Genomic DNA, 22,436 nt, shown 5'->3' with positions numbered 1-22,436 from the left:
TCACACCATGCTGGCATCGGTCGCGGCGACCGACATGCGCCGCCCGATGCCAAATGCCAGATAGGCAACGCTCAACAGCACCACCCACGCGGCGCCGACATACAACGCCACGCGCGTATCCGGGCTGTAGCCGAGCATCACCACCACAAACAGCAGGAACGCCAGGCACACCGCACTGCTCAGCGGCCACACGCGCAGCGGAAACGTCGTCTTGCCGTAACGCCGGCGGAAGCTGAAGTGCGCGATCAACACCATGCTCCACGTCCACACGGTATTGAACGACAAGACCGACATCATCACCGCGAAAATGCGCCCAGGCAGCAGGTAGTTGAGCAGCACGCCGATGATCAGACACGCCAGGCACGCCAGCACGCTGCGCGTCGGCACGCCGTGCTCGTTCACCTTGCCGAGCACCGCAGGTGCCTGCCCCTTGTGCGACAGGCTGTAGAGCATGCGGCTGCCGCTGAACATGGTGCTGTTGAAGCCCGAGAGCGCCGCGGTGATCACCACGAAATTGATCACTCCCGCCGCCTGATGAATGCCGAGCTTGGCGAATGTGGTGACGAACGGACTTCCCTGCGTGCCGAGCTGATCCCACGGATAGATCGCCATGATCACCACTAGCGCACCGACATAGAAAATCATGATGCGCCAAAGCACCGAATTGACCGCGCGCGGAATATTGCGCTCCGGGTGCGCCGCCTCGCCGGCCGCCATGCCGATGGTCTCGATGCCGCCAAAGGCGAATACCACGATCGGCAGCGCCAGCACCATGCCGTGCATACCGTTGGGGAACCAGCCGCCATGACTCCACAGGTTGCTGAAGCCCACCGGATGACCACCGTTACCCCAGCCGAACCAGATCATTGCCGCGCCGCCGAGGATCATCAGCACCACGGTCACCACCTTGATCATGGTGAACCAGAATTCCATCTCGCCGTAAACACGCACCGCCATCAGGTTGAGCGTACCGATCGCCACCGCACTGCCGAACACCCAGATCCACTGGGGCAAGTCCGGAAGCCATTCCTTCATGTAAATGCCCACGGCCGTGCTCTCGGCCATGCCCACGCCCACCATCAGCAGCCAATAATTCCAACCGGTGAGGTATCCGGCAAACGGCCCCAGGTAACGGTGCGCATAGCTGCTGAACGAACCTGCGACCGGATCATGCACGGCCATCTCGCCGAGTGCACGCATGATGATGAAGATCATCAGGCCGCCAAACAGATACGCGAAAATCACCGACGGACCGGCCAGTTGGATGGAGCTGGCCGAACCGAGGAACAGGCCGGCGCCGATGGCCATGCCCAGCGCCATGAAGGTGATGAGGCGCGAGGTCAATCGGCGCTGCAGATGTTGGGTCATGAATGGAGCCTGTTCGTATAAAAACGTTGGACGAGCGTCGAAGAAACGGTTTCGGACCGCTTCGTCGAACTCAACGCATCAACCGGCGCTTGGGTTTGATCGGAAACTTTCCGCGCCAGTATTCGATCATCAGAAAGCCGCCCAGCATACCGCCCAGATGGGCGAAATGCGCCACATCCGCCTGTCGGCCGGTCACCCCGAGCACCAGCTCGACAGCACCGTAGCCGATCACGAACAGCCAGGCCGGAATCGGAATCGGCAGGAAGATCAGCATCAGCTTTTCTTGCGGATACAGCATACCGAACGCGAGCAACAGGCCGAAGACGGCGCCGGATGCACCGAGTGTCGGCGCAAAGCCATGGGTGTAGTACTTCACGATCACCAGTTGCGCCAGTGCCGCGACAATCATGCATACGAAGTAGTACACCGTGAAATTGCGCGACCCAAAGGTGCGCTCGATGGCACCACCAAACATGTACAGCGCGAACATGTTGAAGAAGATATGCGTGAACCCGCCATGCATGAAGCCGTAGCTCACCAGCTGCCACACGCGGAAACCTACCGAAACCACGCTGCCGTCGGCGCCTTGCGCAAGCTGATCCGGCCCCCAGGGCCACAAGGCAAAGTGAGCGATCAGGGTATCGTTCATCACCTGCTGCAATGCGAACACCACGATGTTGATGATCAGCAAGTTGCGGGTTACGGGCGGCAGGTTGGTCGGCATAAGAACCTCGATGGAAAGCGGCGCTAGTATCGGTCACGGCGTGCCAAACGAAAAAGGCCACCCGTCAGGTGGCCTTTTGCTAGCGGTGACTGCAACGAGGGAAATCAGCCGTTGTGCGTGCCGGAGGCGATCTGTGCCATGGCGTCCGGACGACGAGCGCCCGCGAAGCGCTTCGCCCAGTAGCTGTCCGCGAGACTGTCCACGCGCACGGATTCACCACGACGCGGGGAATGGATGAAGTGTCCGTCGCTAATATAAATGCCAACGTGCGACACACGACCCTTACCCTGGCGACCCGCCGTGCGGAAGAACACCAGATCGCCGGGCTGCATGTCGCCGCGAGAGACGATGTGACCGATCAGGTACTGCGACGCCGAGTTGCTCGGCAGCTGCAGGCCAATGGCGCGCTCGAACACGTAACGCACGAATCCGCTGCAATCGAAGCCCTTGGACGGATCGCGGCCACCGCGCACATAGCGCACATTGCGCAACTGCATGGCCAGGCCGATCAGCGTATCGCGCAGATCCTGGCCAAGCATGGCATCGCTGAATTCACCGGCATTGCCGGGCTGGCTGGCTGCGGTATCGGCCTTCTTGGCCGGTGCGAGCGCCGCGATGGGCAACTGAGTGGGAAGGGTGGACTGCGCCATGGTCGGCGCGGGTGTGAAGGCGGCAAGCGGATCAAGCAACGTCGAGGAAACCTTGGCGGATACCTGAGCCTGGAGGCTGCTATCGGTGGCGGCCAAGGCCGGTCCGGAAAAGCACATAGCAGCGACAAGCGCGGCGAGTACGAGTCGCGTTTTCAGCATGCGGTGGATCTCTGGGCGGTTACTTATCCGGTCGTCCCCCCTCGGGCGACCGTGACGAAGCAGTGAAAGTAACAAAGCAAACGCCGGCGCATGTTCGGATGAAGTTAACTAAACTCCATCGTTTTAAAACTCAAAAATCACCCAAAACTCATCACAAGGTATTGAATATAAATAAAATTATTGAATGCTTCAGAAGGTTGGCCGACAAGCGCGATTTAATTTTTCCGCAATCTTTACGCCGTATTGCGACGAAGCGCACACGAAAGTGTCAGAAACGCCTACCGAAAATCGCGGTTCCAATCCGCACTTCGGTCGCTCCTTCGGCTATTGCCAGTGGAAAATCCGCGCTCATCCCCATCGAAAGCCGGGGCAAGCCATGCCCGTCCGTGGCGCATTGATCACGCAGCTCCCGCAATTGCCGGAAACAGGCCCTGACCTCTCCTTCGTCCTCGGAAAGGGTTGCGAGGGTCATGAGGCCCCGCACGCGCAGGGTGGGATAGGCTCGCAATCGCTCGAGAAAGGCCGGCAGGTCTTCAGGCGACAGGCCCGACTTGGTTTCTTCGCGAGCCGTTTTCACTTGCACCAGGACATCCAGGCTGCGACCCAGGGCCTGCAGCCGGCTGTGCAAGGCGTCGGCGAGATCCAGCCGGTCCAGCGACTGCACTTCGCTGGCCAGCCTGGCCACGTCCTTCGCCTTGTTGGTCTGCAGGTGCCCGATAACCACCCATTCGACTGAAACGTCCGACAGTGCGGCGGCCTTGTCCCGAATCTCCTGCACCTTGTTCTCGCCGAAACGGCGCAGACCCAGCGCCATCGCTGCGCGCACGGCATCGGGCCCGAAGGTCTTGCTGACAGGCAGCACAGCCACGTCGGCAGGGTCGCGCCCCGCCGCAAGGCAAGCCTCGTCGACCCGCCGCCGAACAGCCGCCCAGTTCTCGGCCAGATGCGCGGCGTCGATCAAGAGGACCTCGTTGCCGCCTGCTGAAAATGACGCGCGACGACGTCGGCGACCACCATCGACACCCTCTTGCCGGTCGGGATATGGATGAACTCATTGGGACCGTGCGCGTTGGACTGTGGCCCCAGCACACCGGTGATCAAAAACTGCGCCTGCGGGAACTTGCTGCCCAGCATGCCCATGAAGGGAATCGAGCCACCTTCGCCCATGTACGCTGCCGGCGCACCGAAATATTGCCGGGAGGCGTCGGCGACGGCCTTTTCGAGCCACGGCGACAGCTGCGGCGCGTTCCAGCCGCTGCCATCCTTTTCCAGCTTGAATTGCACCTTGGCGCCGTAAGGAGGGTCATTTTCCAGCAATTGCTTGACGAATTCGCCCGCTTTCGCGCCATCGAGCGTGGGCGGAACGCGCAAGCTGAGCTTCACCGCCGTTTTCGGACGCAGCACGTTACCCGCGCTTTCCAGCGGCGGCATGCCGTCCACGCCGGTGACCGCGAGTTGCGGACGCCATGTGCGGTTGAGGACCAGTTCGGTGAGATCTTCCGTCACCGGGTGCATGCCTTCGACGAAGGGGAATTTGGTGTAGACGGCGTTGCCCAGCACACCCGCCGAGATCTTGGCCTGATCGATACGCTGCTGCGGGATTTCCGCATACAGCTCTTTCGGCTTGATGCGGCCGGTTTCGGGGTCTTCGAGGCGCGATAGCAGATCGCGCAGGATGCGGAAACTGGAAGGCACCACGCCGGACGCATCGCCCGAGTGCACGCCCTCTTCCAGCACCTGCACTGTCAGCTCGCCGCCGGTCATGCCGCGCAGCGACGTGGTCAGCCACAGCTGATCGTAATTGCCGCAACCCGAATCCAGGCACACGACCAGCGACGGATTGCCGATGCGCGAGGCAAGATGGTCCACGTAGTAAGGCAAGTCGTAACTGCCGGACTCTTCGCATGCTTCGATCATGATGACGCAGCGTGCGTGCGGAATGCCCTGCTCCTGCAATGCGAGCAAGGCAGCCAGCGAGCCGAAGATCGCGTAGCCGTCGTCGGCGCCGCCGCGACCATAGAGCTTGTCGCCCTTGATCACCGGCGTCCACGGGCCCAGACCTTCCGACCAGCCAGTCATTTCGGGCTGTTTGTCGAGATGGCCGTACAGCACAACCGTATCGTCGTTCTGCCCCGGCACTTCGATGTAGATCAGCGGCGTGCGGCCTTCCAGTCGCACGACTTCCAGCCTGGCGCCCGGAAGCGACGGCAGCTTGGTCCGTGCCCACGTTTCCATCAGCTTCACGGCGGCGTCCATGTGACCGTGTGCCGCCCAGTCCTTGTCGAACATCGGCGATTTGTTGGGAATCCGGATGTAATCCATCAGCTGAGGCACGATTTCGGCATCCCAGAGATCGCTGATGTAACGGGTAATACGCGCGGTATCCATGCGGACTCCATCGAAAAGGTCAAAAGACGATTCTAACAGCCTCGCTTTCTGGCCCCGCGAATGACCGACGGGCTACTTGCCCACAGTTCATGCCTCCGGATGCCGACGACAGCCTTGGCCTTGCACAACCACCGCCGCACGCGCTGCGCCGACTGTGCCTATGCGTGACGAGCAGTGCACAGTGATATCGCGGCGTTGGGAACGCCGCTTTACTTCGACCCTAGGGAGATACCCATGCTCAAGAAAATCGTCGCCATCGTCGGCCTCACGCTGGCCACTGGCTGGTCCGCCTTCGCCGCCACGCCCGTCAACATCAACACGGCCGACGCCGCAACCATTGCCAATGCACTGGATGGCATTGGATTGGCCAAGGCCAAGGCCATCGTCGCGTACCGCGACGAACACGGCCCGTTCAAGAATGTCGATGACCTCAGTCAGGTCAAGGGCATTGGCAAGGCGACGCTGGAGCGCAACCACGACGCCATCCTGCTTTCCGGCGAAGGCGCAAAGCCGGGTGACGCACCCGCCAAGTCCAAGAAACACGCCAAAACCCCCAAGCCCACCACCGAGGCGGCGGGCGAATAAGCCATCAAGCCAAGGGTACGGTCCATTCCGGGCCGTACCGCAGTACACTCGCGCGCTGGTTCTGCCGCTCGCGATACGCCCGCCGCCATGATCGTTCCGCGCTACCGAATTGACGCCTCCCGAATCAGCGGTGCGGGCAAAGGTCTTTTCCTGGATGAACCCGTAAGGGCAGGCAGCATCGTCATCGCGCCGGACACGATCGATAAGACGTATCGGTTTGACGAGCTTCTGGCCCACCCGGATCAGATGTACGCCAGCGCCCGCTGGTTCGAAGACCGTTACACGATCTCGACCGACTGGCCCGATGAGTGTTTCGTCAACCACAGCTTCGAACCCACGGGCCTATGGCACCTGGGCTTTGTCTTTGCATCGCGCGATCTGCCTGCCGGCACCGAAATGACCGTGGACTATCGCCACCTGCTGCCCCCAGGCCAGGCCGAGGACTTTATTGACACGGCAACTGGTGAGAAAATAGTGGGTCTGTCCTGGTACGAGAGTCTGACGACGACGACCCGCGCGCTGGCCCACGTGCTGGACGGCGCAAGCCTCATTGACTGATCCGACATGATCGAGATCCCTACCCTCGAAACTGCGCGCCTGCGCCTTAGCGCACTTACCGAACGTCATTTCGACGACTACGCCTCCATGCTCGCCGATCCGGAGAGCACGCGCTGGATCGGCGACGGCATGCCGCTCGACCGCACCAACGCGTGGCGCTCGCTGGCCATGCTGATCGGTCACTGGCAACTGCGCGGCTACGGCATGTGGGCACTGGAACTGAAGTCCACCGGCGAATTCATCGGCCGCGCAGGATTACTGCACCCGGAAGGCTGGCCCGACGTCGAATTGGGCTGGATGCTCAAGCCCGAACACCGCCACCATGGATACGCCACGGAAGCCGGCGCCGCCGTGCTCGAGTTTGCGTGGGAACATCTGCATATGCAGCGCGTGATCAGCATGGTGCGCGTGGGCAATGATGCATCGGATCGCGTTGCGGAGCGCCTGGGTGGCGAACATATCGAAGACATCGACTTCTTCGGTAGCGATACCCACATCTTCGCCTACTACCCTCCGCACCGCGAGTTTCGTCGCGCCTACGCATGAACGCGTTGCGTCTCGTGGATGCGACGTCGTTGCGCACGCAGGCGTGGGCCAATGGCGCAGGCACCACGACCGTCATCGCCAGCGAACCTGACGACGCCGACTGGCGTTGGCGGCTGAGCATCGCCGACATTGCTCAGGAAACCGCGTTTTCAACCTTCGCCGATACGCGAAGGCAGTTCGTGCCGCTGGATGCCCCGGTCCAATTGCGTTTCAACGATGCACGGACGACGCCCCTGCTCCGTCTCTCGGTCACCCGTTTCGATGGCGGCGATGCGCCTTATGCCTTACTTCCGGAAGGCCCCACGCGTGCGTTCAATCTGATGCTGCGGGGCTCGGCGGAAGGTGAGCTTATTGCCAGGCCCTTGAATGGCAGCATGTGGCTGCCGTTGCGCGCCGGATGGCGATGGTTCGTGCACGTGCTCGGCGGCCACGCCGAGATCCAGGTGAACGACGAACATCTCGCCGTCAATGCCGGCGCAAATCTCTGGATCGACGCACAGCCCGGTGAGCGCGTGCACATCGAAGGCGGTGGCGAGCTGGTGTTAGTCCAGCTCGCCACCGGACACTGAGCTTATCGATACTCGGCCTGCGGCCTGGAACCCGGAACGATCGACCGAGCCACTCCGGCCAAGGCGAACAGGCGCGCCGTGCGCATCCAGCCAATCGCCACCACGATCAGCTGGCTGAGCACCAGCGCAATCAGGAAGCCCATGCCGAACGCGGTGACGTGGATGCGCGCCACCGCAAACACCGACGCCATCAGCAAGCCAACCAGCGTCACGACGATGTAGAACAGCAAGGTGCGCAGCGGGCGCTTGAATAACTGCCGGAAACCACGCCCCAATGCACGTGTGGCCGAACGCAAGCTCGTATCGGCGATGAAAGCCGAGCGCGTGGACTCCACGATCGACTGCACAAGCACGAATACGATCAACAGCACCCAGTGCACGATGCTGTGGTAAGCGTCGACCTGCGACTCGAGCACGGCCGTTTCCGCGTGCTTCTCCGTCATATGCGATGCCGCGCCGAACACCGCTGCGACGATGCCGTAAAGCAGCACCGACCAGAGCATCACCCGAAACATGCGGCCGTATTCGATCAGGCCGTTTTGCAACAATGCGCCGAAGCTCAGGCGGCGCCCGGCGCGACCGCTGCCGACGATCATGCCATCCAGGAACGGCGACAGCAGCAAGGTAAACAACAACCCCAGCAAGGTTGCCGCCGTCAGCCATTGCGGATGCTCGGAGAGGCTCATGATCACGTCACTAAACATGAGATCGTTGAAGTGCTGCGCCCATTCGGCGGAATGCACTGAGGTATCCATCATGCCGCCCAGCATCTTCCACAACGGCAACGCAACCACCGTCGCCGGTATCAGCATGATCAACATCCACAGCAGCAGCAAACGCCACTGAACGGCCGCGACCATGGCGGACAGCAGAGCACCCAAGCCTGCGGAACGAGACATGTTGTTGGCCATCACAGTGTCACCAGCATGGAGTAAAGGGTCTGCAGCACGGCGGCTACGTCGGCAGTCCAGCGCCTCGAAGCTGCGCCATTGGGTTGGGTCGTCAAGCTGTTGTTGAGCTTGTCGCGATCGAGATAGTTGTGCTGATCCGGATCGAGCTCGGCCGATACCGCCTTGCCGGGCTTGATGAAATCGAAACGTGCCCAGCGACGATCGTCGTTCCAGGTGACGTCTTGATGCGTACCGTCCTCGAAGGTCACGCGCAACACTTCGGGTGCCGACACACCGCTACGCGTGACGGTCACGGTGCTGTGCCACGGAAAAGGACCCGGGGCGCCGGGTTTCGCATGGGGATGCGCCTTGTCCCAGTCGCTGCGCTCCTTGTCGACCTGCTTGTCCAGCTCCTTGGCGACCACCTCGGTCTGCTTGCCGTCTTTCCACGTCACACCCGCCTCTGGCAGCACTTCGTACGAGTCGATGTCCGCCACCTTGTCGTCGATAAACGCGGTGCCGTAGACATACTCGTTGAAGATCGCATCGACATCCTTGGCATTGCCGGAACTGTCGATCAGCGCCGCGCGCAAATCGGCCACGGACGGATGACGGAAACGCCAGCGCTGGTAATAGAGGCGGTAGGCGCGCTCCAAGGCAGGTTTGCCAAGGCGTTCCTCCAGATCGTGCATGGCCGTTGTGGTCCGCGAATAGACCGTACCGTAGCTTGTGCCCGACAGGCGATCCCAGCTGTTCTGGGCGAGCGGATCGGCCGGGTGATACAAGGTGGCGGTGAGGCGTTCGAACACAAAGCCATTAAAGTGCGGCGTGATACCCAACGATTTGGTGAACGGCGTGGCAAGCACCAGATCCTGGTGGCGCTCGCGCAACATGCGGTTGTCCCAATATTCGTTGCAACCCTCGTCGAGCATGGGCTCTTCGAATTCGTTGGAAGCAATGATGCCGTAGAAATAACCGTGGCCGAATTCATGGATGTTCACGAAATCGCTGAACATCTGCGCGTACGTATCCGGCTCGACCTTTTTGAAACCTTCGGAAGTGAAGAAGGTCGGATACTCCATGCCACCCGCCTCGTTCGCGTTGTAAGGCGGAATGACGGCGGTCACCGTTTCATAGGGATACGGGCCAAGTGTTCTGGAGAAGTAACCGATGGCATCAATGCTCGATTTCAGCGTCGGCGCAGCGGCGCCTTCGTATTCCGGCGGATAGATCACGCGCACTGCCACCTTCGGGCTGCCAGGTCCTTCGTAGGTGCCGTCCAGCGTCTTGAAGCCCTTCGCGGCCACCCATGCGAAATCGTGCACGTCGCCTTGCACGTAGTGATACGTGGTTTTGCCGCCCTTCTGTACCGGCGTTCCCTGCAGCTTGCCGACCGCACCCACCGTGTAATCGCTCGGCACCGTCAGGTGCACATCGTACAAACCGAAGTCGGCATAGAACTCGCTGTTGAAGTGGAATTCGTGCGCGTTCCAGCGTACCTGCGTGGCGCCGCGTTCACCCGGCAGTTCCAGTACGGCGATCTTCGGGAACCACTGTCCGATCAGGTTGAAGTCGCCCCACCAGCCCGTGCGTTCCACCACGCGCGGTAATTGGCTCAGGAAGTTGATATCCAAGGCGAGTGTGCCGCCGGCAGGCACGGGTTGCGCAAGGTCGATGCGTACGACGGTCTGATCCGTCTCCGGGCCGCCATCGGGATGGACGTAGCTCCACTTCAGATCCGCGCCGTTCTGCTGCACTTGCTGCAAGCGGACCCAACCCCATTGCCCTTTTTCAAGCACGGCATTGCCGCGCGACGAACCATGCGCGGTCAAAACTTTGCGCTCGGTAAAGAATGTGCTGCCTTCGTTCTGGAAGGCATTGAGATACATGTGGAAGTAGACGCTCCGCACCTCGCGGTCGCTGCGATTGCGCCACGTCATGTGCTCCTTGCCGGTGACCGCATGCTTGGCGGCATCCAGCTCCGCATCGATGTTGTAGCTCACGACGCGATCGGAAAGCGTGGGCTCGTTGCCCGTGCGCTCGCCGCCCCACGCATTGGCAGCGCTCTGTTGCGTGATGATGGTGTCGTGCGCCGGCGCGAAGGGAATTTCTTCCTCTGCGTTCGCCATCGTCGACGTCAAAGCAGGCTGCGGATTCGCAGCAGGCGCCTTCGTCTGCGCTCCAGCCTGGCACGACCACAACACGACCCATGCGGCGAGCCACGGCCCGCCCCTTCCCCATGCAAACCTCATCGTGCGTCTCCCCTCGAGATGATGGCGATGATTGTCGAGCGTGAGGCAAGCCCATCCAGGGAACATCGGCCATAGGTCACGGCCATTCCTTGGGACATGCATGAAGGTTCGACGCCCTTGCGGCGACCTGTCATGAACTCGGTAGCAGCTCGCTTGTCCCTTATACCTTACCTGTCTGGATCTGTGCGCGCTGCACCGCAAGCGTTAAGCTGCACGCATCGGGGCACGCGACGTGTGCATAAAGCACCGGAAGTTTCTGAAATCCATGAAAATAATACTGAAGCGACATGCGCTTGAAGGAGCCCGCGGATCATGCGCATCCTGATAGCCGAAGACGATCCCTCCATCGCCGCCGGCGTGAGTGCGGCGCTGCGTCAGGGCGGTCATGCCGTTGACCATGTATCTGATGGCGTGCGTGCGGACGCTGCGCTCAAGGACACGCCATACGATCTGCTGGTGCTCGACCTCGGCCTTCCCGGGCTGGATGGGAGTGAAGTGCTGCAGCGCGTGCGTCGCCGTGGAAGCGGTTTGCCCGTGTTGGTGATCACCGCGCGCGAAGGCCTGCGCGAACGCGTGCGCGTGCTGGATCTGGGCGCGGACGATTATCTGGTCAAGCCGTTTGCGCTGGCCGAATTCGAAGCGCGTGTGCGCGCGCTGCTGCGTCGCTACACCACGCAAGGTGCGCCGGAGCTTACGTTGGGACGTTTGCGCCTCGATCTCCCCGGTCATCGCGCATGGGTCGAAGACACGCCGCTCGAACTCACCGCACGCGAATTCGGCCTGCTCGAAGCACTCGCCGCCCGACCCGACCGCGTGACCAGTCGTGCCCAGCTTATCGAGGCACTGTGCAGCTGGGACGAAGAACTTACCGACAACGGCCTGGATATCGCGATCTACCGCTTGCGTCGCAAACTGGTCGATTCCGGCACGCAGGTGCGCACCATTCGCGGCCTCGGTTATCTGCTGGAAGAGGTGAAGGAAGCATGAGCCAGCGTATGCTGTGGCGCGATGGACGCCAGAGCCTGCGCAGGCGCCTGATGACCACGCTGCTGGTGCCGTTGATGGTGTTGCTGCTGGTAAACAGCCTTATCACCTACGTCGGTGCGCTGATCTACGCCAATCACGTTCACGACAAAGACCTCATCAACGACACGTTGACACTGGTTCAGATGATGGCCACCGAAAGCCCGGATGGCCGCGTTTCGTCGCAGGCACAGTTCCTGCTCGAATACGAACCGGAAGGTCGCAACTATTTCAGCGTCTTCAGCACCAGGCACGGGCTGATCGCCGGCAATCCGGCCGTACGGCCGCCCAGCGGCATGTCGCACAAGGGCGATGCGCCGTTGCTCTACGACGTGCAGATCGACAAGCACGCATTGCGCGCGGCCAGCGTGTTGATAAGCGACACCCGCGATCCGAGCGATGAGCTGGAAGTGACTGTCGCCGAAACGCTGCGCGATCGTCATCAGGAAGCGCGGCAGATTCTTCTGCTCAGCATTCCTGCGCAAGCGCTGTTGATCATTGCGGCATTCCTGCTCGTGTGGTTCGGCGTCCGCACCGGTTTGCGTCAGCTCGATCCGCTGACCGAGCAACTTGCCAATCGCGAACACGATCTCGCGCCCATCGGCGATGCGGAGGTGCCGGCGGAAATCCTGCCGCTGACGCGCACCATCGATGGATTGTTCGGGCGCCTGCGCAGCATGCTTGCCTTGCACGAACGCTTCATCGCGGATGCCGCGCATCAATTGCGCACCCCGCTCGCCGGTCTGAGCGTGCACGCGGAACGCGCGCAGTCCAGCTCCGATCCGGAGACGATCTCGGATGCGCTCAACCACATCCAGCGTCTGATCCAGCGCGCCAACCGCACTTCCAGTCAACTGCTCGCGCTGACGCGCGCCCAGACCATCGCGCATGAAGCAGGCGATACCGAACCGCTGAATCTCACGACGGTCATTCCCGAATTGGTGGGGCTGCGCGTTCACGAAGCGCTGGCGGCTGGCATCGATCTTGGTTACGACGGCTCTTCCATGCCGCTGTGGATCGACGGCGACCGCCATCGCATCCAGGAAATGCTGGACAACCTGATCGACAACGGCTTGCGCTATGCCGGACGCGGCAGCCTGATGACCGTCTCGCTCGCTCGCGAAGGCAATCACATCTGCCTGTCCGTGGAAGACAACGGCCCTGGCGTACCGCCCAACTGGATCGAGCGATTGGGCGAACGTTTCTTCCGCGTGCCGGGTTGCCAGGAAGAAGGCAGCGGATTGGGACTCGCCATCGTTCAGCGCATCGCCGAATGGCACAACGGATCGGCGCGTTACATGGCGGGCAGCGAAGGCGGCCTGCGCGTCGAGATCATGCTGCCTGTCTGCCCAGCGTCGAAAAAAAACGGCGACGCCTGAGCGTCGCCGTGTTTGCCAGCTTCCCCTGCATGGGAACATCGACAAAAACCGAGTTTGGCTCCCTCTCCCTCCGGGGAGAGGGATGGGGTGAGCGGACACGCTTGCGGGAACGTTGCTTCGCGCACGAGAGAGTCAAAGCAACGTCGTCGCAACCATGAAGAACACGGCAAGGTTGAAACCTCGCCCAACCCCCTCCCCGGAAGGAAGAGGGCGTAAACACATCACATCGCTTTCTTCGCCTTGGTAAGCAACTGGTCGAGCAGCGCAACGGCGAGATCGATTTCTTCGTGGGTGATATCCAGCGACGGCGCGAACGTGATGACGTTCTTGTACCAACCGCCCACGTCCAGCACGAGGCCGATCTTCTTGCCTTTGTGCTCCAGATCCCCTGCCAGGCCAATGTCGACCATCTTGTCCAACAATGCCTTGTTCGGCGTGAAGCCGTCGTCAGTGCAGATCTCGGCGCGTAGCGCCAAACCCAAACCGTCGACGTCACCGATTTCCTTGTGGCGCTTCTGCAAATCCTTCAGAGCGTCGAGGAAGTGCGCGCCCTTCTCGGCCACGGTCTTCTCGTAGTTCAGCTCGTAACCCATCTTGATCACTTCAAGACCGAGCGACGTGCCAAGCGGATTGGAGTTGAAGGTGGAGTGCGTGGAGCCCGGCGGGAAGATCGTCGGGTTGATCATTTCTTCGCGCGCCCACAGGCCCGACAACGGATTGAGGCCATTGGTCAGCGCCTTGCCGAACACGATGATGTCCGGCGTCACGCCGAAGTGTTCGATCGACCACAGCTTGCCGGTGCGCCAGAAGCCCATCTGGATTTCGTCGACCACCATCAGGATGCCGTACTTGTCGAGCACCTTCTTGAGGTCTTTGAAGAAATTGCGCGGCGGCACGACGTAACCGCCGGTGCCTTGGATCGGCTCCACATAGAACGCCGCGTATTCAGCCTGGCCGACCTTGGGATCCCACACGCCGTTGTACTCGGTTTCGAACAGACGCTCGAACTGGCGCACGCACGCATCGGAATATTCTTCCGGCGTCATGCCCTTCGGGCGACGGAACGGGTACGGGAACGGAATGAACATCGCGCGTTCGCCGAAATGACCGAAGCGACGACGATAGCGGTAGCTGGAAGTAATCGACGACGCGCCGAGCGTGCGGCCGTGATAACCGCCTTCGAAGGCGAACATCAGGCTCTTGCCGTTCTTGTAATTGCGCACGAGCTTGAGCGAATCCTCCACCGCCTGCGCGCCGCCGACGTTGAAGTGCACGCGGCCCTTCAGGCCGAACTTCTGCTGCGCGTCGACTGCAATGGTCTTGGCGAGTTCGATGCGCGTCTGGTGGAGATACTGGCTGGCCACCTGCGGCAGCACGTCGATCTGGCGCTTCAGCGTGTCGTTCAAGCGCTTGTTGCCGTAACCGAAGTTGACGGCCGAGTACCACATCTGCAGATCGAGGAACGGCACGCCGGCGGTGTCGTACATCCAGCTGCCTTCGCCATGACGGAAGATCTTCGGCGGATCGACGTAGTGAACGGTATCGCCAAAAGAGCTGTACTGCGCCTCGTCGGCCAGCAGCTGGGCGTCAGGAATCACGCCTGTTGCGGCGTTCGGATCGTAAGCATTCATGGGAAAAACCTGAAGGGGAAAACGGATTAGAAGTTGGAAACCGCTGGCAATACGTGAGGCGTGTGCTCGGCCAGCAAGCTGCCATCAAGCAGACGCGGCAACAATTCGAGCGCATCCTCGAAGCCGGTGATCGGCACGTAAGGAATACCTGCCGCACGGCAGTGCTCGATCAGGCGGTGCTTGGCGAATACGAAATCGACGCGATCGGCGGCGCAGAAGTCGGATGCGCCGTCGCCGATCAGCAAGGTTTTGGCGCCACCCGCGCGCGCCTGCGCCGCGCAGGCGCACTTGCACGTGCCGCTGCGGCAGCCATCGGCCTGGAACGGCGAGGTAAGCTGCCACTGGCGGGGCGGCGTCGCCGGAGCCAGATGGTTGGCCGCCAGCGGGAGATGGTCCAGGCCATAGCGGCCGAGGATGCGGTGAATGGCGTAATCCAGACCGTCGCTGACAACGCGGATGGGCGTTTTCAGCTCCGTGGCACGCGCCACGAAAGCCGGGAAAGCGTGATCGATCCACAAGCCGTCCAGATGGCCGTCCAGCTCGTCCTTGCGCATGTCCAGCAACCCGACCTGCCCGCTCATGCACTCACGCGAACCGATGCGACCGGCGCGCCAATCCTGTTCCAGCGCCTCCCAACCGGGGCGGCCGAAACGGTCGAGCAGCGAGTCGATCACGTCTTCGACGGAGATCGTGCCGTCAAAGTCGCAGAGGATGTTCCAGGCAGTCACGCACCACTCCAGCATCAAGATGAGACTCATCTTGGCGAGTCACCCCTTTCTGTCTCCTTTCTAGGTATGCAAGGCTCATGTAAGTAAGCCAAAACAGAGGTCCAACCCGCTATGCTTACGATTTGCACGCATCATCAATGGTTCTCCAGCCCGTGCACGAGTCCGCTTTGCGCCACCCGCTTCGATTTGGTCGTCTATCGATGACCTGCCTGCGTCTGCTCCCGGCACTGTCGTTGACCCTGCTGGCGGGCTGCAGTGCTACGCCGCTGCCGGCGTTGAAGCCGCCTGTACCGCAAACCTGGCGCAATGCTCCGGCCGCGCCGGCCGGGAGTCCGGCGCGGCCAGACCTGCATAGCTGGTGGCAGGCATTCAACGATCCCGACTTGAACGCCCTGGTCGAGCGCGCGCTGGACGGCAATCTGGACAAGGCCGCAGCGTCCGAACGATTGCTCGCGGTCCGCGTGCTTTATAGCCACGCCACCGACAAATACCTGCCCAGCCTGCGGGCCGATACCAACCAGGTCATTCAGCCGGACGCCAGCGCTTCGTATTTCATCGTGGGTTTCGACGCCGTCTGGGAGCTGCCGTTCTTTGGCGCCCTGAAGAGCACACGCCGTCTGGCAAGCGGCAACCTCGAAGCGGCGCAGGCCCAATGGCAGAGCGCCTACGTCACGCTGGTCGCCGAAGTCGCCCGCTGCTGGATCGAACTGCGTACGGCCCAACAGCAGGCTCGCCTGCTCATCGCCGTACGCGATGCCGACCGCGAAAAGCTGCGGTTGGTCCAGGTTCGCGCAAACCTGAAGTTGGCCTCCGCCACCGATGTGGCTGCCGCCGAAGCAGAACTTGCCCGTACAGAAATTGCGCTCACTGACCCGCAACGCGCGATCAATGCCAATGCACAGCAGCTTGCGGTACTGCTTGGCCAGAGCGAACCCGATCCGGCATGGCTGGAGAACGCGGGCACGCAGCCCGAACTGGGCAACTGGCAAATCACCAGCGCACCCGCCGACCTGCTGCGAACGCGCCCGGAAATCGCCAGCGCCGAAGCGGATGTGTTTCGCGCCGCAGGAGAGGCCGGCCTCAGCCGCGCCGACATCTACCCGCATATCGGCCTGGGCAGCTCTCTGGATTGGTCGGTGAATCTTCTGCATCACCACCAGTTCTTCCGCTCCGGGGACGGGATCTTCTCCTTCGGCCCGGTCGTGGACATGCCCTTGTTCGACTGGGGCCTGCGGGTGGCGCAGGCGCACTCCAAGGCTCACGAGCTGAAGGCGGCGGTCTATGCCTACCGACAGGCGGTGTTGCAAGGTGTTGCCGAAACCGAAACGGCGATGGGCGACCTGCAGCAATTGCAGCTTCGCGAGGACGCCGCCGAACGTGCCGTGCAAGCGATCGATAGCAGCACTGCCGCCGTGGACAAGCGTCGTGGCCTCGGCCTCAGCAGCACGCTGGAATGGCAAGGCGCACTGATCGCGCAGCAGAACGCGCAACTCGAACTGATTTCGGCACGCGCCGAACGCGACCTCGCCTACGTATCGCTTTACAAGGCGTTTGGCGGCGCGCCGCTACCGCCCGCCAACATCGCCGTCAATGACGATGCGTCCTCGCACAAAAAGGATGCCCGGTAATGGTGGCGCTGGCGCGCAAAACGCTGATTCACGAGTGGCGACGCTTTCTCCCGGCCGTGGTAGCAGTGGGATTCGCCGGCTTGCTGCAGCTGTTGCAGGCAGCGCTGGTACTTGGCATCTTCGGCAGCGCGAGCGTTTACATCACCGGATCGTCCGCCGATTTGTGGGCCGGTTATCCCGGCACGCAGAGCGTCAACCTTGGTCGCCCGATCAGTGAAGATGTCGCGATGCGACTTCGCATGGACCCAGACGTCACGCGCGTCGAACCTTTCCGCTGGGTCGATGCCGACTGGCGCGGTCCGCGCGATACCGGCGGCGTGTCGGTGTTCGTCTCCGGCATTGATACGCGTCCCGACGGCATGATGTTCTCGCGCGCATTGCCACCGGCACTGCGCGCCAAGTTGAACGAACCCGGCGCCGTGATCGTCGACAAAGCGGATATCGACAGCCTGGGCGTCAACATCGGCGACACCGCCGCCATCAACGGCCAGCGCGTGCGCGTCGTGGGCGTAAGCAGCGGGTTGCGTGCGCTCGGCGGCGTCAACATCGTTTCTTCGCTGGACACCGCGCGCGTACTCGATCTCGATCCCGAAGGCGCAGGCATGATGACGTACTTCGTCGCCAAGCTGCGCGATCCGTCCAAGGCAACCATGATCGCCAAGCGGCTGAGCGGCTCGGATGCATTCGGTCCGTACACGGTCTGGACGGCCAAGGAATTCGCGCGTCAGTCGCAGCTTTATTGGATGCTCGATACCGGTGCAGGCGCAGGCGTGCTGTTCCTTGCGGGCATCGTGTTCCTGGTCGGCGCCGTCATCACGAGTCAGACCTTGATCGCCGCCGTCATCGGTTCCATTCGCGAATACGCCACGTTGAATGCGCTGGGCGTCGGCCGCGGCGCGCTGCGCAAGGTGATCATGGAACAAGCCTTCTGGGTCGGCGCGCTGGGGCTGGTGTGCAGCATCGTGATCGGCATCGTGTTGCTGATCATCGCGCGCAATCGAAGCGTGCCGATGGAGCTTCATCCGCTCACCGCCGCAATCTGCCTTTTGCTCAGCATGGCGCTGGCGATCGTGTCGGGGCTTGCCGCCATGCGCAGCTTGCGCCGTGCGGATCCCGCGAGCCTGTTGAGGTAAACATGGCCGCGGCACTTCACACATCGTCCTTACGGACGCCCGCCTTGCAGGCCCGCGGCGTAAGAAAATCGTTCGTATCCGGACGCGTTCACAGCACTGTGCTGCACGATCTGTGGCTCGACGTCCACGCGGGCGAGCTGACGCTTATCTCCGGCCCTTCGGGTTGCGGCAAAAGCACGTTGCTGGCCATCCTCAGTGGCTTGCAGCCGGCCGATGCGGGCGGTGTGTTGGCGCTCGGGCAAGAGCTGAGTGGCCTGGGCATGCGCGAGCTGGAGTATTTCCGCCTGCAGCACACCGGCTTCGTCTTTCAGGGCTTCAATCTGTTCCCTGCCCTCACCGCATTGGAACAAGTGGAACTTCCATTGACCTACATGGGCCTCGCCAAGGGCATGGCGAGAAGGCGCGCGATCGAATCGCTGGAAGAAGTGGGCCTGGGGCCGCGCATGCGCCTGCGTCCCGCCGAACTTTCCGGCGGCGAAAAGCAGCGCGTCGCGATCGCACGCGCATTGGCCAAGCAGCCGGAGCTGCTGTTCGCCGACGAACCGACCAGCGCGCTCGATGCGGCCAATGGACAGACCGTCATCGACATCCTGCATCGCATTGCCCGCACGCATGGCACCACGGTGCTTTGCGTCAGCCACGATCCGCGTCTGGTCGGTCATGCCGACCGCGTGCTGGCCATGGAAGACGGCCGTATTCTGAGCGACCATGTCCCGTCCTCGCCGCCTACCGCATCCGAGGCCAAGGAGCCTTCTGCATGAATCCGCGTCACCTTCGCCTCGCGCTGACCTTGCTTGCAGCGGCGCTGCTCTCCAGCTGCTCGCAAGACAAGGCGCCGGCGACCGACCAGGCGACGATGCCGGCTTATGCTGCCGTCGCACGTGGACGCATCGACATCGAAGGCGGCCTTCTTAAACTGACGATACCCACCGAAGGCATCGTCGACAGCGTCGACGTGCACGAAGGCGAGCATGTGCGCAAAGGGCAGCTGCTCGCGCAGCTCAAACTTGAGCCGGCCAAGCTTGCACTCGACTCCGCCCTGGCCGAACAACAGCAGGCCACGGCCCAGGCCAGCGCGCTGGAAGATCGGGTGAAATCCGCCGATTTGCGCGCCTCCCGTTTGGAGCAGGCCGCGAAGGCCGGTGCCGGCGATATCCAGAGCGCCGACGACGCGCGGGAAAACGCGCAACAAATCCAGGCCGAACTGGACAATGCGAAAGCCAACGCCGCACTGGCTGCACAGAAAGTTGCCGGCGCGCGCTACCAACTGGAATTGCGCAGCCTGCACGCGCCGGTGGATGGTCAGATCGTGCAGCGCATGGTGCAGCCCGGCGCCACCGTGTCACCGGCCGCCGGCCCCATCTTCGTACTGCTGCCCGATGCGCCGCGCATCGTGCGCGCCGAGCTCAACGAATCGTTTGTGAGTGTCGTGCATGACGGCATGCAGGCCGAAGTGGACGATGACAGCGGCGCCGGCATGCCGCCGCTGCAGGCGCATGTGCTGCGCATCGGCGACGTGTTCGGTGCCAGCACGCTGGAAGACGATCCGCAGGTACGTGCCAACACGCGCACGGTGGAATGCGTGCTCGCCTTCGATCAGCAGCCGTCCGCATCGTTGCGTATCGGTCAGCGCGTCGTGGTGAAGTTCGCGCCCCAATCATCCGGCGCGTCGCACTGACCGCATCAACGATCGTCGCGCGTCCAGATCAAGCCATCGCTTTCGCGCACCGGAAACCGGTGTATCGGCTCATACGCCGGCGGGCAGGTCGGCGCGCCCGTGCGCAGATCGAAGCGTGCACCATGGCGCGGGCACTCCACCTCGAAACCGTGGATCTCGCCGCCGGCCAGCTCGCCGCCGTCGTGCGTGCAGATGTCTTCCACGGCGTACAGATCGCCATCGACATTGAACACGGCAATGGCCGTGTCGCCATCCCACACTACCTTGAATTCGCCGGGCAACAGCTCCGAACGCGTACCCACCTCAACCCATGTCTCGCTCACGCCACGGCTCCTGACAATTCCTTGATAAGCAATTCGAAACGCAGATCGTCGCGAAGCGGAATACCGACGCGCTCGTCGCCGTAGGGAAACGGCTTGTATTGACCCGTGCGGCGATAGCCGCGTCGCTCATACCACGCAATCAACTCTGTGCGCACATCGATCACCGTCATGTGCATCATTCCGCAACGCCACCCGTCGCGAGCCATCCGCTCCGCCTCGCCCAGCAATTGCCTGCCAAGGCCGCTGCCTTGCCAGGACGGATCGACGGCAAACATGCCGAAGTAGGCGGAATCGTCATGCCGCTCGACATGGCAGCAAGCACGCATGACGTTATCGATCGATGCAAGCAGCACTACGCTGTCCGGCGACACCAGCAGTTCGGAAACCAGTTGCACATCCGTGCGCCGGCCATCGAGCAGATCGGATTCGGTCGTCCACCCCCGCCTGCCGGAGTCCCCACGATAAGCGGATTCGACCAAGGCCACGACGGCCGGAACGTCGGCCTGGGTAGCCGTGCGAAAAACAGGTGCGATATCGGAAATCATCTGCAGATGATAATCCGCGCGCGTATCCAGCCATAGATGGCCTTTTACACAGCCGGGTAGCGCATGATGTTTTCCTTGGAAAAGGCGCAGCAACGTCCGCGATGGCAGGGGTATGCCACTGTTCGGCAACTCGATTGAGAGACGCAACCTGGTAGATGCCGGAAAACGGAGCCTGGTCGCGTCGGTCGCTGCTGCAACCGTCGCACGGCTGGGCGTATCTATGTCCCCATACCCGCTCATGGCGGCGCTCGATAACCCGGGAGGACATCATGGAACACGTTTTGGTCCCATTGACGCTTTTTGTCTGCATAACCTTCGGCATTACCTATGCCATCAAGCTTCTGGTCAGCGCGCGAGTGCGTATCAAGATGTTGCAGGCCTGCGAATCGAAGGAGCTTATCGATTCCATCGTGCGCGGCGAGGATCATCTGGGCCGGATGGCATCCCTGCGCTGGGGTCTGGTGCTTGCACTCGAAGGACTGGGTTTCGGGGTCATACAAATCGCGGGGTGGACCACCATCACCCCCGGCGCGGTCGCCGTGTTGCTTGGGGCCTTCGGGCTGGGGTCGCTGATCTATTTCGTGGTCGCACAACGCCTCCAGTGACGGTCCGGCCGGCACCATTGCCGGCCGACTCTTGCGAAACCACGCGCCGCATGAATAACGTCACGGATCGCACGATCGTCGAAGCCGCACTGGCGAATGCCCCAGGCGCGTTCGAACGGCTCGTGCGCGAGCACCAGGAATTGTGCTGGCACATCATCTATCGCATGGTGCGCCACCCTGAAGATGCGCGCGAACTCTGCCAGGACACCTTTCTGCGCGTGCACCAGAACCTGCGCCAGTACCGCTACGAAAGCACGCTGAAGTCCTGGATCGGTCGCATTGCCTACAACGTTGCATTGCGCTACCTGGAACGCAAGCGCATCGCCCTGCTCGCCCCTTCTGGCGATGACGATTCCGCCGTCGCGATCGAAAACATCGGTGACGGCTTCGATCTCGAAACCGCCTATGCCGACAGCGACATGGCATGGCGCTTGCGCGCTGCCATCGAAGCACTGCCGCCGCTGCAGCGCACCGTGCTGACGCTCTATCATCTCGACGAATTGCCTATCGGCGAGATAGCCGACATCACCGGCCTGGCCAGCGGCACCATCAAAAGCCACCTGTTTCGCTCGCGCCTGCGTCTGCGTGAGCTACTCGAGGCGGTGAACGGAGTACTGTCATGAATCACGAACCCAAGTTGCCGCGTGATGAGGTCGACGAGCGCGAATGGGCTTTGCAGGAACAAGCTTTTCACGCGGAACGCCTCGGTTTCGCTCCCACCGATAACACGACCGTCCTGCGCTATCGCGCCGTCGCCCGTGTGCTGCGGCAACCCATGGATGAAAACCTGCCCGCCGGCTTTGCCCAACGGGTCGCGATACAGGCTCGTCGCCGTGCCGTGGTCGACATGCGATTCGAGCTGTATATGAGCTGGACACTGCTCGGCGTACTGATAGCGATGCTGGCCACGCTCGCGGCGCTCCATGGCCTGGCGTGGCTGCAACTCGTCGAATCCATCCTGCCGGTGCATGCGCTAATGAATCCATGGCTGCTGGCACTCGCTGTTTTCGTCGCGCTTCCAGTCGCACTTCCCCATGCACTGAACAGGCTTATATCCTCACGATGATCGGCATC

24 protein-coding genes are annotated in these 22,436 nt (G+C 62.0%); 13 read left to right on the top strand and 11 right to left on the bottom strand.

What is annotated here, in order from left to right:
• The 5 genes from DWU99_RS08325 to DWU99_RS08305 all read right to left on the bottom strand — a co-directional run bounded on the left by DWU99_RS08325 (nt 1) and on the right by DWU99_RS08305 (nt 5,289).
• Nucleotides 1-1,368: an amino acid permease gene (locus tag DWU99_RS08325; RefSeq protein WP_115477540.1), complete on the bottom strand. Its 1,368-nt coding sequence runs from the start codon at nt 1,366-1,368 to the stop codon at nt 1-3.
• 70 nt (nt 1,369-1,438) lie between these two features.
• Nucleotides 1,439-2,092 carry a rhomboid family intramembrane serine protease gene (locus DWU99_RS08320; protein ID WP_115477539.1) on the bottom strand — a complete coding sequence of 218 codons (654 nt, stop codon included), beginning with the start codon at nt 2,090-2,092 and terminating at the stop codon, nt 1,439-1,441.
• A 104-nt stretch (nt 2,093-2,196) separates the two neighbouring features.
• Nucleotides 2,197-2,901 (bottom strand): C40 family peptidase, encoded by a 705-nt coding sequence (locus tag DWU99_RS08315; protein ID WP_115477538.1) that lies wholly within the window; start codon nt 2,899-2,901, stop codon nt 2,197-2,199.
• A 268-nt stretch (nt 2,902-3,169) separates the two neighbouring features.
• Complete coding sequence (locus tag DWU99_RS08310) at nt 3,170-3,859, bottom strand: YggS family pyridoxal phosphate-dependent enzyme (protein WP_425476810.1); 690 nt, start codon at nt 3,857-3,859, stop codon at nt 3,170-3,172.
• Nucleotides 3,859-5,289, bottom strand: a complete 1,431-nt coding sequence (locus tag DWU99_RS08305; RefSeq protein WP_115477536.1) for a M20 family metallopeptidase — start codon at nt 5,287-5,289, stop codon at nt 3,859-3,861. Before DWU99_RS08305 ends, DWU99_RS08310 begins: the two co-directional genes overlap by 1 nt.
• A gap of 234 nt (nt 5,290-5,523) precedes the next feature.
• Between DWU99_RS08305 and DWU99_RS08300 the strand changes: the two genes are divergently transcribed.
• The 4 genes from DWU99_RS08300 to DWU99_RS08285 all read left to right on the top strand — a co-directional run bounded on the left by DWU99_RS08300 (nt 5,524) and on the right by DWU99_RS08285 (nt 7,547).
• Complete coding sequence (locus DWU99_RS08300; RefSeq protein ID WP_115477535.1) at nt 5,524-5,874, top strand: ComEA family DNA-binding protein; 351 nt, start codon at nt 5,524-5,526, stop codon at nt 5,872-5,874.
• A gap of 87 nt (nt 5,875-5,961) precedes the next feature.
• Nucleotides 5,962-6,432 carry an SET domain-containing protein gene (locus DWU99_RS08295; RefSeq protein ID WP_115477534.1) on the top strand — a complete coding sequence of 157 codons (471 nt, stop codon included), beginning with the start codon at nt 5,962-5,964 and terminating at the stop codon, nt 6,430-6,432.
• A 6-nt stretch (nt 6,433-6,438) separates the two neighbouring features.
• Complete coding sequence (locus DWU99_RS08290) at nt 6,439-6,978, top strand: GNAT family N-acetyltransferase (protein WP_115477533.1); 540 nt, start codon at nt 6,439-6,441, stop codon at nt 6,976-6,978.
• Complete coding sequence (locus DWU99_RS08285; RefSeq protein ID WP_115477532.1) at nt 6,975-7,547, top strand: HutD/Ves family protein; 573 nt, start codon at nt 6,975-6,977, stop codon at nt 7,545-7,547. The genes DWU99_RS08290 and DWU99_RS08285 overlap by 4 nt, the downstream gene beginning before the upstream one ends.
• 2 nt (nt 7,548-7,549) lie before the next feature.
• On the opposite strand, the gene DWU99_RS08280 is transcribed toward DWU99_RS08285, so the two are convergent.
• Nucleotides 7,550-8,446, bottom strand: a complete 897-nt coding sequence (locus tag DWU99_RS08280) for a hypothetical protein (RefSeq protein WP_233510972.1) — start codon at nt 8,444-8,446, stop codon at nt 7,550-7,552.
• Between the two features lie 11 nt (nt 8,447-8,457).
• Nucleotides 8,458-10,689, bottom strand: coding sequence for a M1 family metallopeptidase (locus DWU99_RS08275; protein ID WP_233510970.1), 2,232 nt, complete (start codon nt 10,687-10,689; stop codon nt 8,458-8,460).
• 312 nt (nt 10,690-11,001) lie between these two features.
• On the opposite strand from DWU99_RS08275, the gene DWU99_RS08270 reads away from it, so the two are divergent.
• Both DWU99_RS08270 and DWU99_RS08265 read left to right on the top strand, forming a co-directional pair.
• Entirely contained in the window at nt 11,002-11,676 is a 675-nt protein-coding gene (locus tag DWU99_RS08270) for a response regulator (protein WP_115477530.1), read from the top strand.
• Nucleotides 11,673-13,091, top strand: a complete 1,419-nt coding sequence (locus DWU99_RS08265; RefSeq protein WP_199535735.1) for a sensor histidine kinase — start codon at nt 11,673-11,675, stop codon at nt 13,089-13,091. The genes DWU99_RS08270 and DWU99_RS08265 overlap by 4 nt, the downstream gene beginning before the upstream one ends.
• A gap of 221 nt (nt 13,092-13,312) precedes the next feature.
• On the opposite strand, the gene DWU99_RS08260 is transcribed toward DWU99_RS08265, so the two are convergent.
• Complete coding sequence (locus DWU99_RS08260) at nt 13,313-14,722, bottom strand: aspartate aminotransferase family protein (protein ID WP_115477529.1); 1,410 nt, start codon at nt 14,720-14,722, stop codon at nt 13,313-13,315.
• Between the two features lie 26 nt (nt 14,723-14,748).
• Nucleotides 14,749-15,480 (bottom strand): HAD-IB family phosphatase, encoded by a 732-nt coding sequence (locus tag DWU99_RS08255; protein WP_233510969.1) that lies wholly within the window; start codon nt 15,478-15,480, stop codon nt 14,749-14,751.
• Nucleotides 15,481-15,650: 170 nt separating this feature from the next.
• Here DWU99_RS08255 and DWU99_RS08250 point away from each other — a divergent pair, with 170 nt between their 5' ends.
• The 4 genes from DWU99_RS08250 to DWU99_RS08235 are packed head-to-tail and all read left to right on the top strand — an operon-like array spanning nt 15,651 to nt 19,889.
• A complete protein-coding gene (locus DWU99_RS08250; protein WP_233510966.1) occupies nt 15,651-17,078 on the top strand; it encodes an efflux transporter outer membrane subunit in 1,428 nt (475 codons plus the stop codon).
• Nucleotides 17,078-18,211: an ABC transporter permease gene (locus tag DWU99_RS08245; protein WP_115477527.1), complete on the top strand. Its 1,134-nt coding sequence runs from the start codon at nt 17,078-17,080 to the stop codon at nt 18,209-18,211. Before DWU99_RS08250 ends, DWU99_RS08245 begins: the two co-directional genes overlap by 1 nt.
• 2 nt (nt 18,212-18,213) lie before the next feature.
• Nucleotides 18,214-18,972, top strand: a complete 759-nt coding sequence (locus DWU99_RS08240; RefSeq protein WP_115477526.1) for an ABC transporter ATP-binding protein — start codon at nt 18,214-18,216, stop codon at nt 18,970-18,972.
• Nucleotides 18,969-19,889, top strand: a complete 921-nt coding sequence (locus DWU99_RS08235; RefSeq protein ID WP_115477525.1) for an efflux RND transporter periplasmic adaptor subunit — start codon at nt 18,969-18,971, stop codon at nt 19,887-19,889. Before DWU99_RS08240 ends, DWU99_RS08235 begins: the two co-directional genes overlap by 4 nt.
• Nucleotides 19,890-19,894: 5 nt before the next feature.
• On the opposite strand, the gene DWU99_RS08230 is transcribed toward DWU99_RS08235, so the two are convergent.
• Together DWU99_RS08230 and DWU99_RS08225 are read right to left on the bottom strand one after the other, a co-directional pair.
• Nucleotides 19,895-20,212, bottom strand: a complete 318-nt coding sequence (locus DWU99_RS08230) for a Rieske (2Fe-2S) protein (RefSeq protein WP_115477524.1) — start codon at nt 20,210-20,212, stop codon at nt 19,895-19,897.
• Nucleotides 20,209-20,757: a GNAT family N-acetyltransferase gene (locus tag DWU99_RS08225; RefSeq protein WP_115477523.1), complete on the bottom strand. Its 549-nt coding sequence runs from the start codon at nt 20,755-20,757 to the stop codon at nt 20,209-20,211. Before DWU99_RS08225 ends, DWU99_RS08230 begins: the two co-directional genes overlap by 4 nt.
• A gap of 269 nt (nt 20,758-21,026) precedes the next feature.
• Between DWU99_RS08225 and DWU99_RS08220 the strand changes: the two genes are divergently transcribed.
• From DWU99_RS08220 to DWU99_RS08210, 3 genes are read left to right on the top strand one after another with little or no spacing between them, the layout of a single operon-like run.
• The gene (locus DWU99_RS08220) at nt 21,027-21,362 is read left to right on the top strand and encodes a hypothetical protein (RefSeq protein WP_233510965.1); all 336 of its coding nucleotides are present in this window, start codon (nt 21,027-21,029) and stop codon (nt 21,360-21,362) included.
• Nucleotides 21,363-21,412: 50 nt separating this feature from the next.
• Nucleotides 21,413-21,985, top strand: a complete 573-nt coding sequence (locus DWU99_RS08215; protein ID WP_115477522.1) for an RNA polymerase sigma factor — start codon at nt 21,413-21,415, stop codon at nt 21,983-21,985.
• Complete coding sequence (locus tag DWU99_RS08210) at nt 21,982-22,428, top strand: 6TM ABC transporter family protein (protein ID WP_115477521.1); 447 nt, start codon at nt 21,982-21,984, stop codon at nt 22,426-22,428. Before DWU99_RS08215 ends, DWU99_RS08210 begins: the two co-directional genes overlap by 4 nt.
• The last annotated feature ends 8 nt before the right edge of the window (nt 22,429-22,436 follow it).

Source organism: Dyella psychrodurans, from assembly GCF_003363265.1.
Classification (GTDB): Bacteria; Pseudomonadota; Gammaproteobacteria; order Xanthomonadales; family Rhodanobacteraceae; genus Dyella_B; species Dyella_B psychrodurans.
Note: the sequence above shows the minus strand (reverse complement) of the source record. Positions and strands in the feature narration are given on the sequence as shown.

Bases quoted from the DNA above. Each gene is read 5' to 3' on its own strand.
- DWU99_RS08325 (WP_115477540.1), bottom strand. From the start codon at position 1,368: ATGACCCAACATCTGCAGCGCCGATTGACCTCGCGCCTCATCACCTTC.
- DWU99_RS08320 (WP_115477539.1), bottom strand. From the start codon at position 2,092: ATGCCGACCAACCTGCCGCCCGTAACCCGCAACTTGCTGATCATCAAC.
- DWU99_RS08315 (WP_115477538.1), bottom strand. From the start codon at position 2,901: ATGCTGAAAACGCGACTCGTACTCGCCGCGCTTGTCGCTGCTATGTGC.
- DWU99_RS08305 (WP_115477536.1), bottom strand. From the start codon at position 5,289: ATGGATACCGCGCGTATTACCCGTTACATCAGCGATCTCTGGGATGCC.
- DWU99_RS08300 (WP_115477535.1), top strand. From the start codon at position 5,524: ATGCTCAAGAAAATCGTCGCCATCGTCGGCCTCACGCTGGCCACTGGC.
- DWU99_RS08295 (WP_115477534.1), top strand. From the start codon at position 5,962: ATGATCGTTCCGCGCTACCGAATTGACGCCTCCCGAATCAGCGGTGCG.
- DWU99_RS08290 (WP_115477533.1), top strand. From the start codon at position 6,439: ATGATCGAGATCCCTACCCTCGAAACTGCGCGCCTGCGCCTTAGCGCA.
- DWU99_RS08285 (WP_115477532.1), top strand. From the start codon at position 6,975: ATGAACGCGTTGCGTCTCGTGGATGCGACGTCGTTGCGCACGCAGGCG.
- DWU99_RS08280 (WP_233510972.1), bottom strand. From the start codon at position 8,446: ATGTCTCGTTCCGCAGGCTTGGGTGCTCTGCTGTCCGCCATGGTCGCG.
- DWU99_RS08275 (WP_233510970.1), bottom strand. From the start codon at position 10,689: ATGAGGTTTGCATGGGGAAGGGGCGGGCCGTGGCTCGCCGCATGGGTC.
- DWU99_RS08270 (WP_115477530.1), top strand. From the start codon at position 11,002: ATGCGCATCCTGATAGCCGAAGACGATCCCTCCATCGCCGCCGGCGTG.
- DWU99_RS08265 (WP_199535735.1), top strand. From the start codon at position 11,673: ATGAGCCAGCGTATGCTGTGGCGCGATGGACGCCAGAGCCTGCGCAGG.
- DWU99_RS08260 (WP_115477529.1), bottom strand. From the start codon at position 14,722: ATGAATGCTTACGATCCGAACGCCGCAACAGGCGTGATTCCTGACGCC.
- DWU99_RS08255 (WP_233510969.1), bottom strand. From the start codon at position 15,480: ATGAGTCTCATCTTGATGCTGGAGTGGTGCGTGACTGCCTGGAACATC.
- DWU99_RS08250 (WP_233510966.1), top strand. From the start codon at position 15,651: ATGACCTGCCTGCGTCTGCTCCCGGCACTGTCGTTGACCCTGCTGGCG.
- DWU99_RS08245 (WP_115477527.1), top strand. From the start codon at position 17,078: ATGGTGGCGCTGGCGCGCAAAACGCTGATTCACGAGTGGCGACGCTTT.
- DWU99_RS08240 (WP_115477526.1), top strand. From the start codon at position 18,214: ATGGCCGCGGCACTTCACACATCGTCCTTACGGACGCCCGCCTTGCAG.
- DWU99_RS08235 (WP_115477525.1), top strand. From the start codon at position 18,969: ATGAATCCGCGTCACCTTCGCCTCGCGCTGACCTTGCTTGCAGCGGCG.
- DWU99_RS08225 (WP_115477523.1), bottom strand. From the start codon at position 20,757: ATGATTTCCGATATCGCACCTGTTTTTCGCACGGCTACCCAGGCCGAC.
- DWU99_RS08220 (WP_233510965.1), top strand. From the start codon at position 21,027: ATGGAACACGTTTTGGTCCCATTGACGCTTTTTGTCTGCATAACCTTC.
- DWU99_RS08215 (WP_115477522.1), top strand. From the start codon at position 21,413: ATGAATAACGTCACGGATCGCACGATCGTCGAAGCCGCACTGGCGAAT.
- DWU99_RS08210 (WP_115477521.1), top strand. From the start codon at position 21,982: ATGAATCACGAACCCAAGTTGCCGCGTGATGAGGTCGACGAGCGCGAA.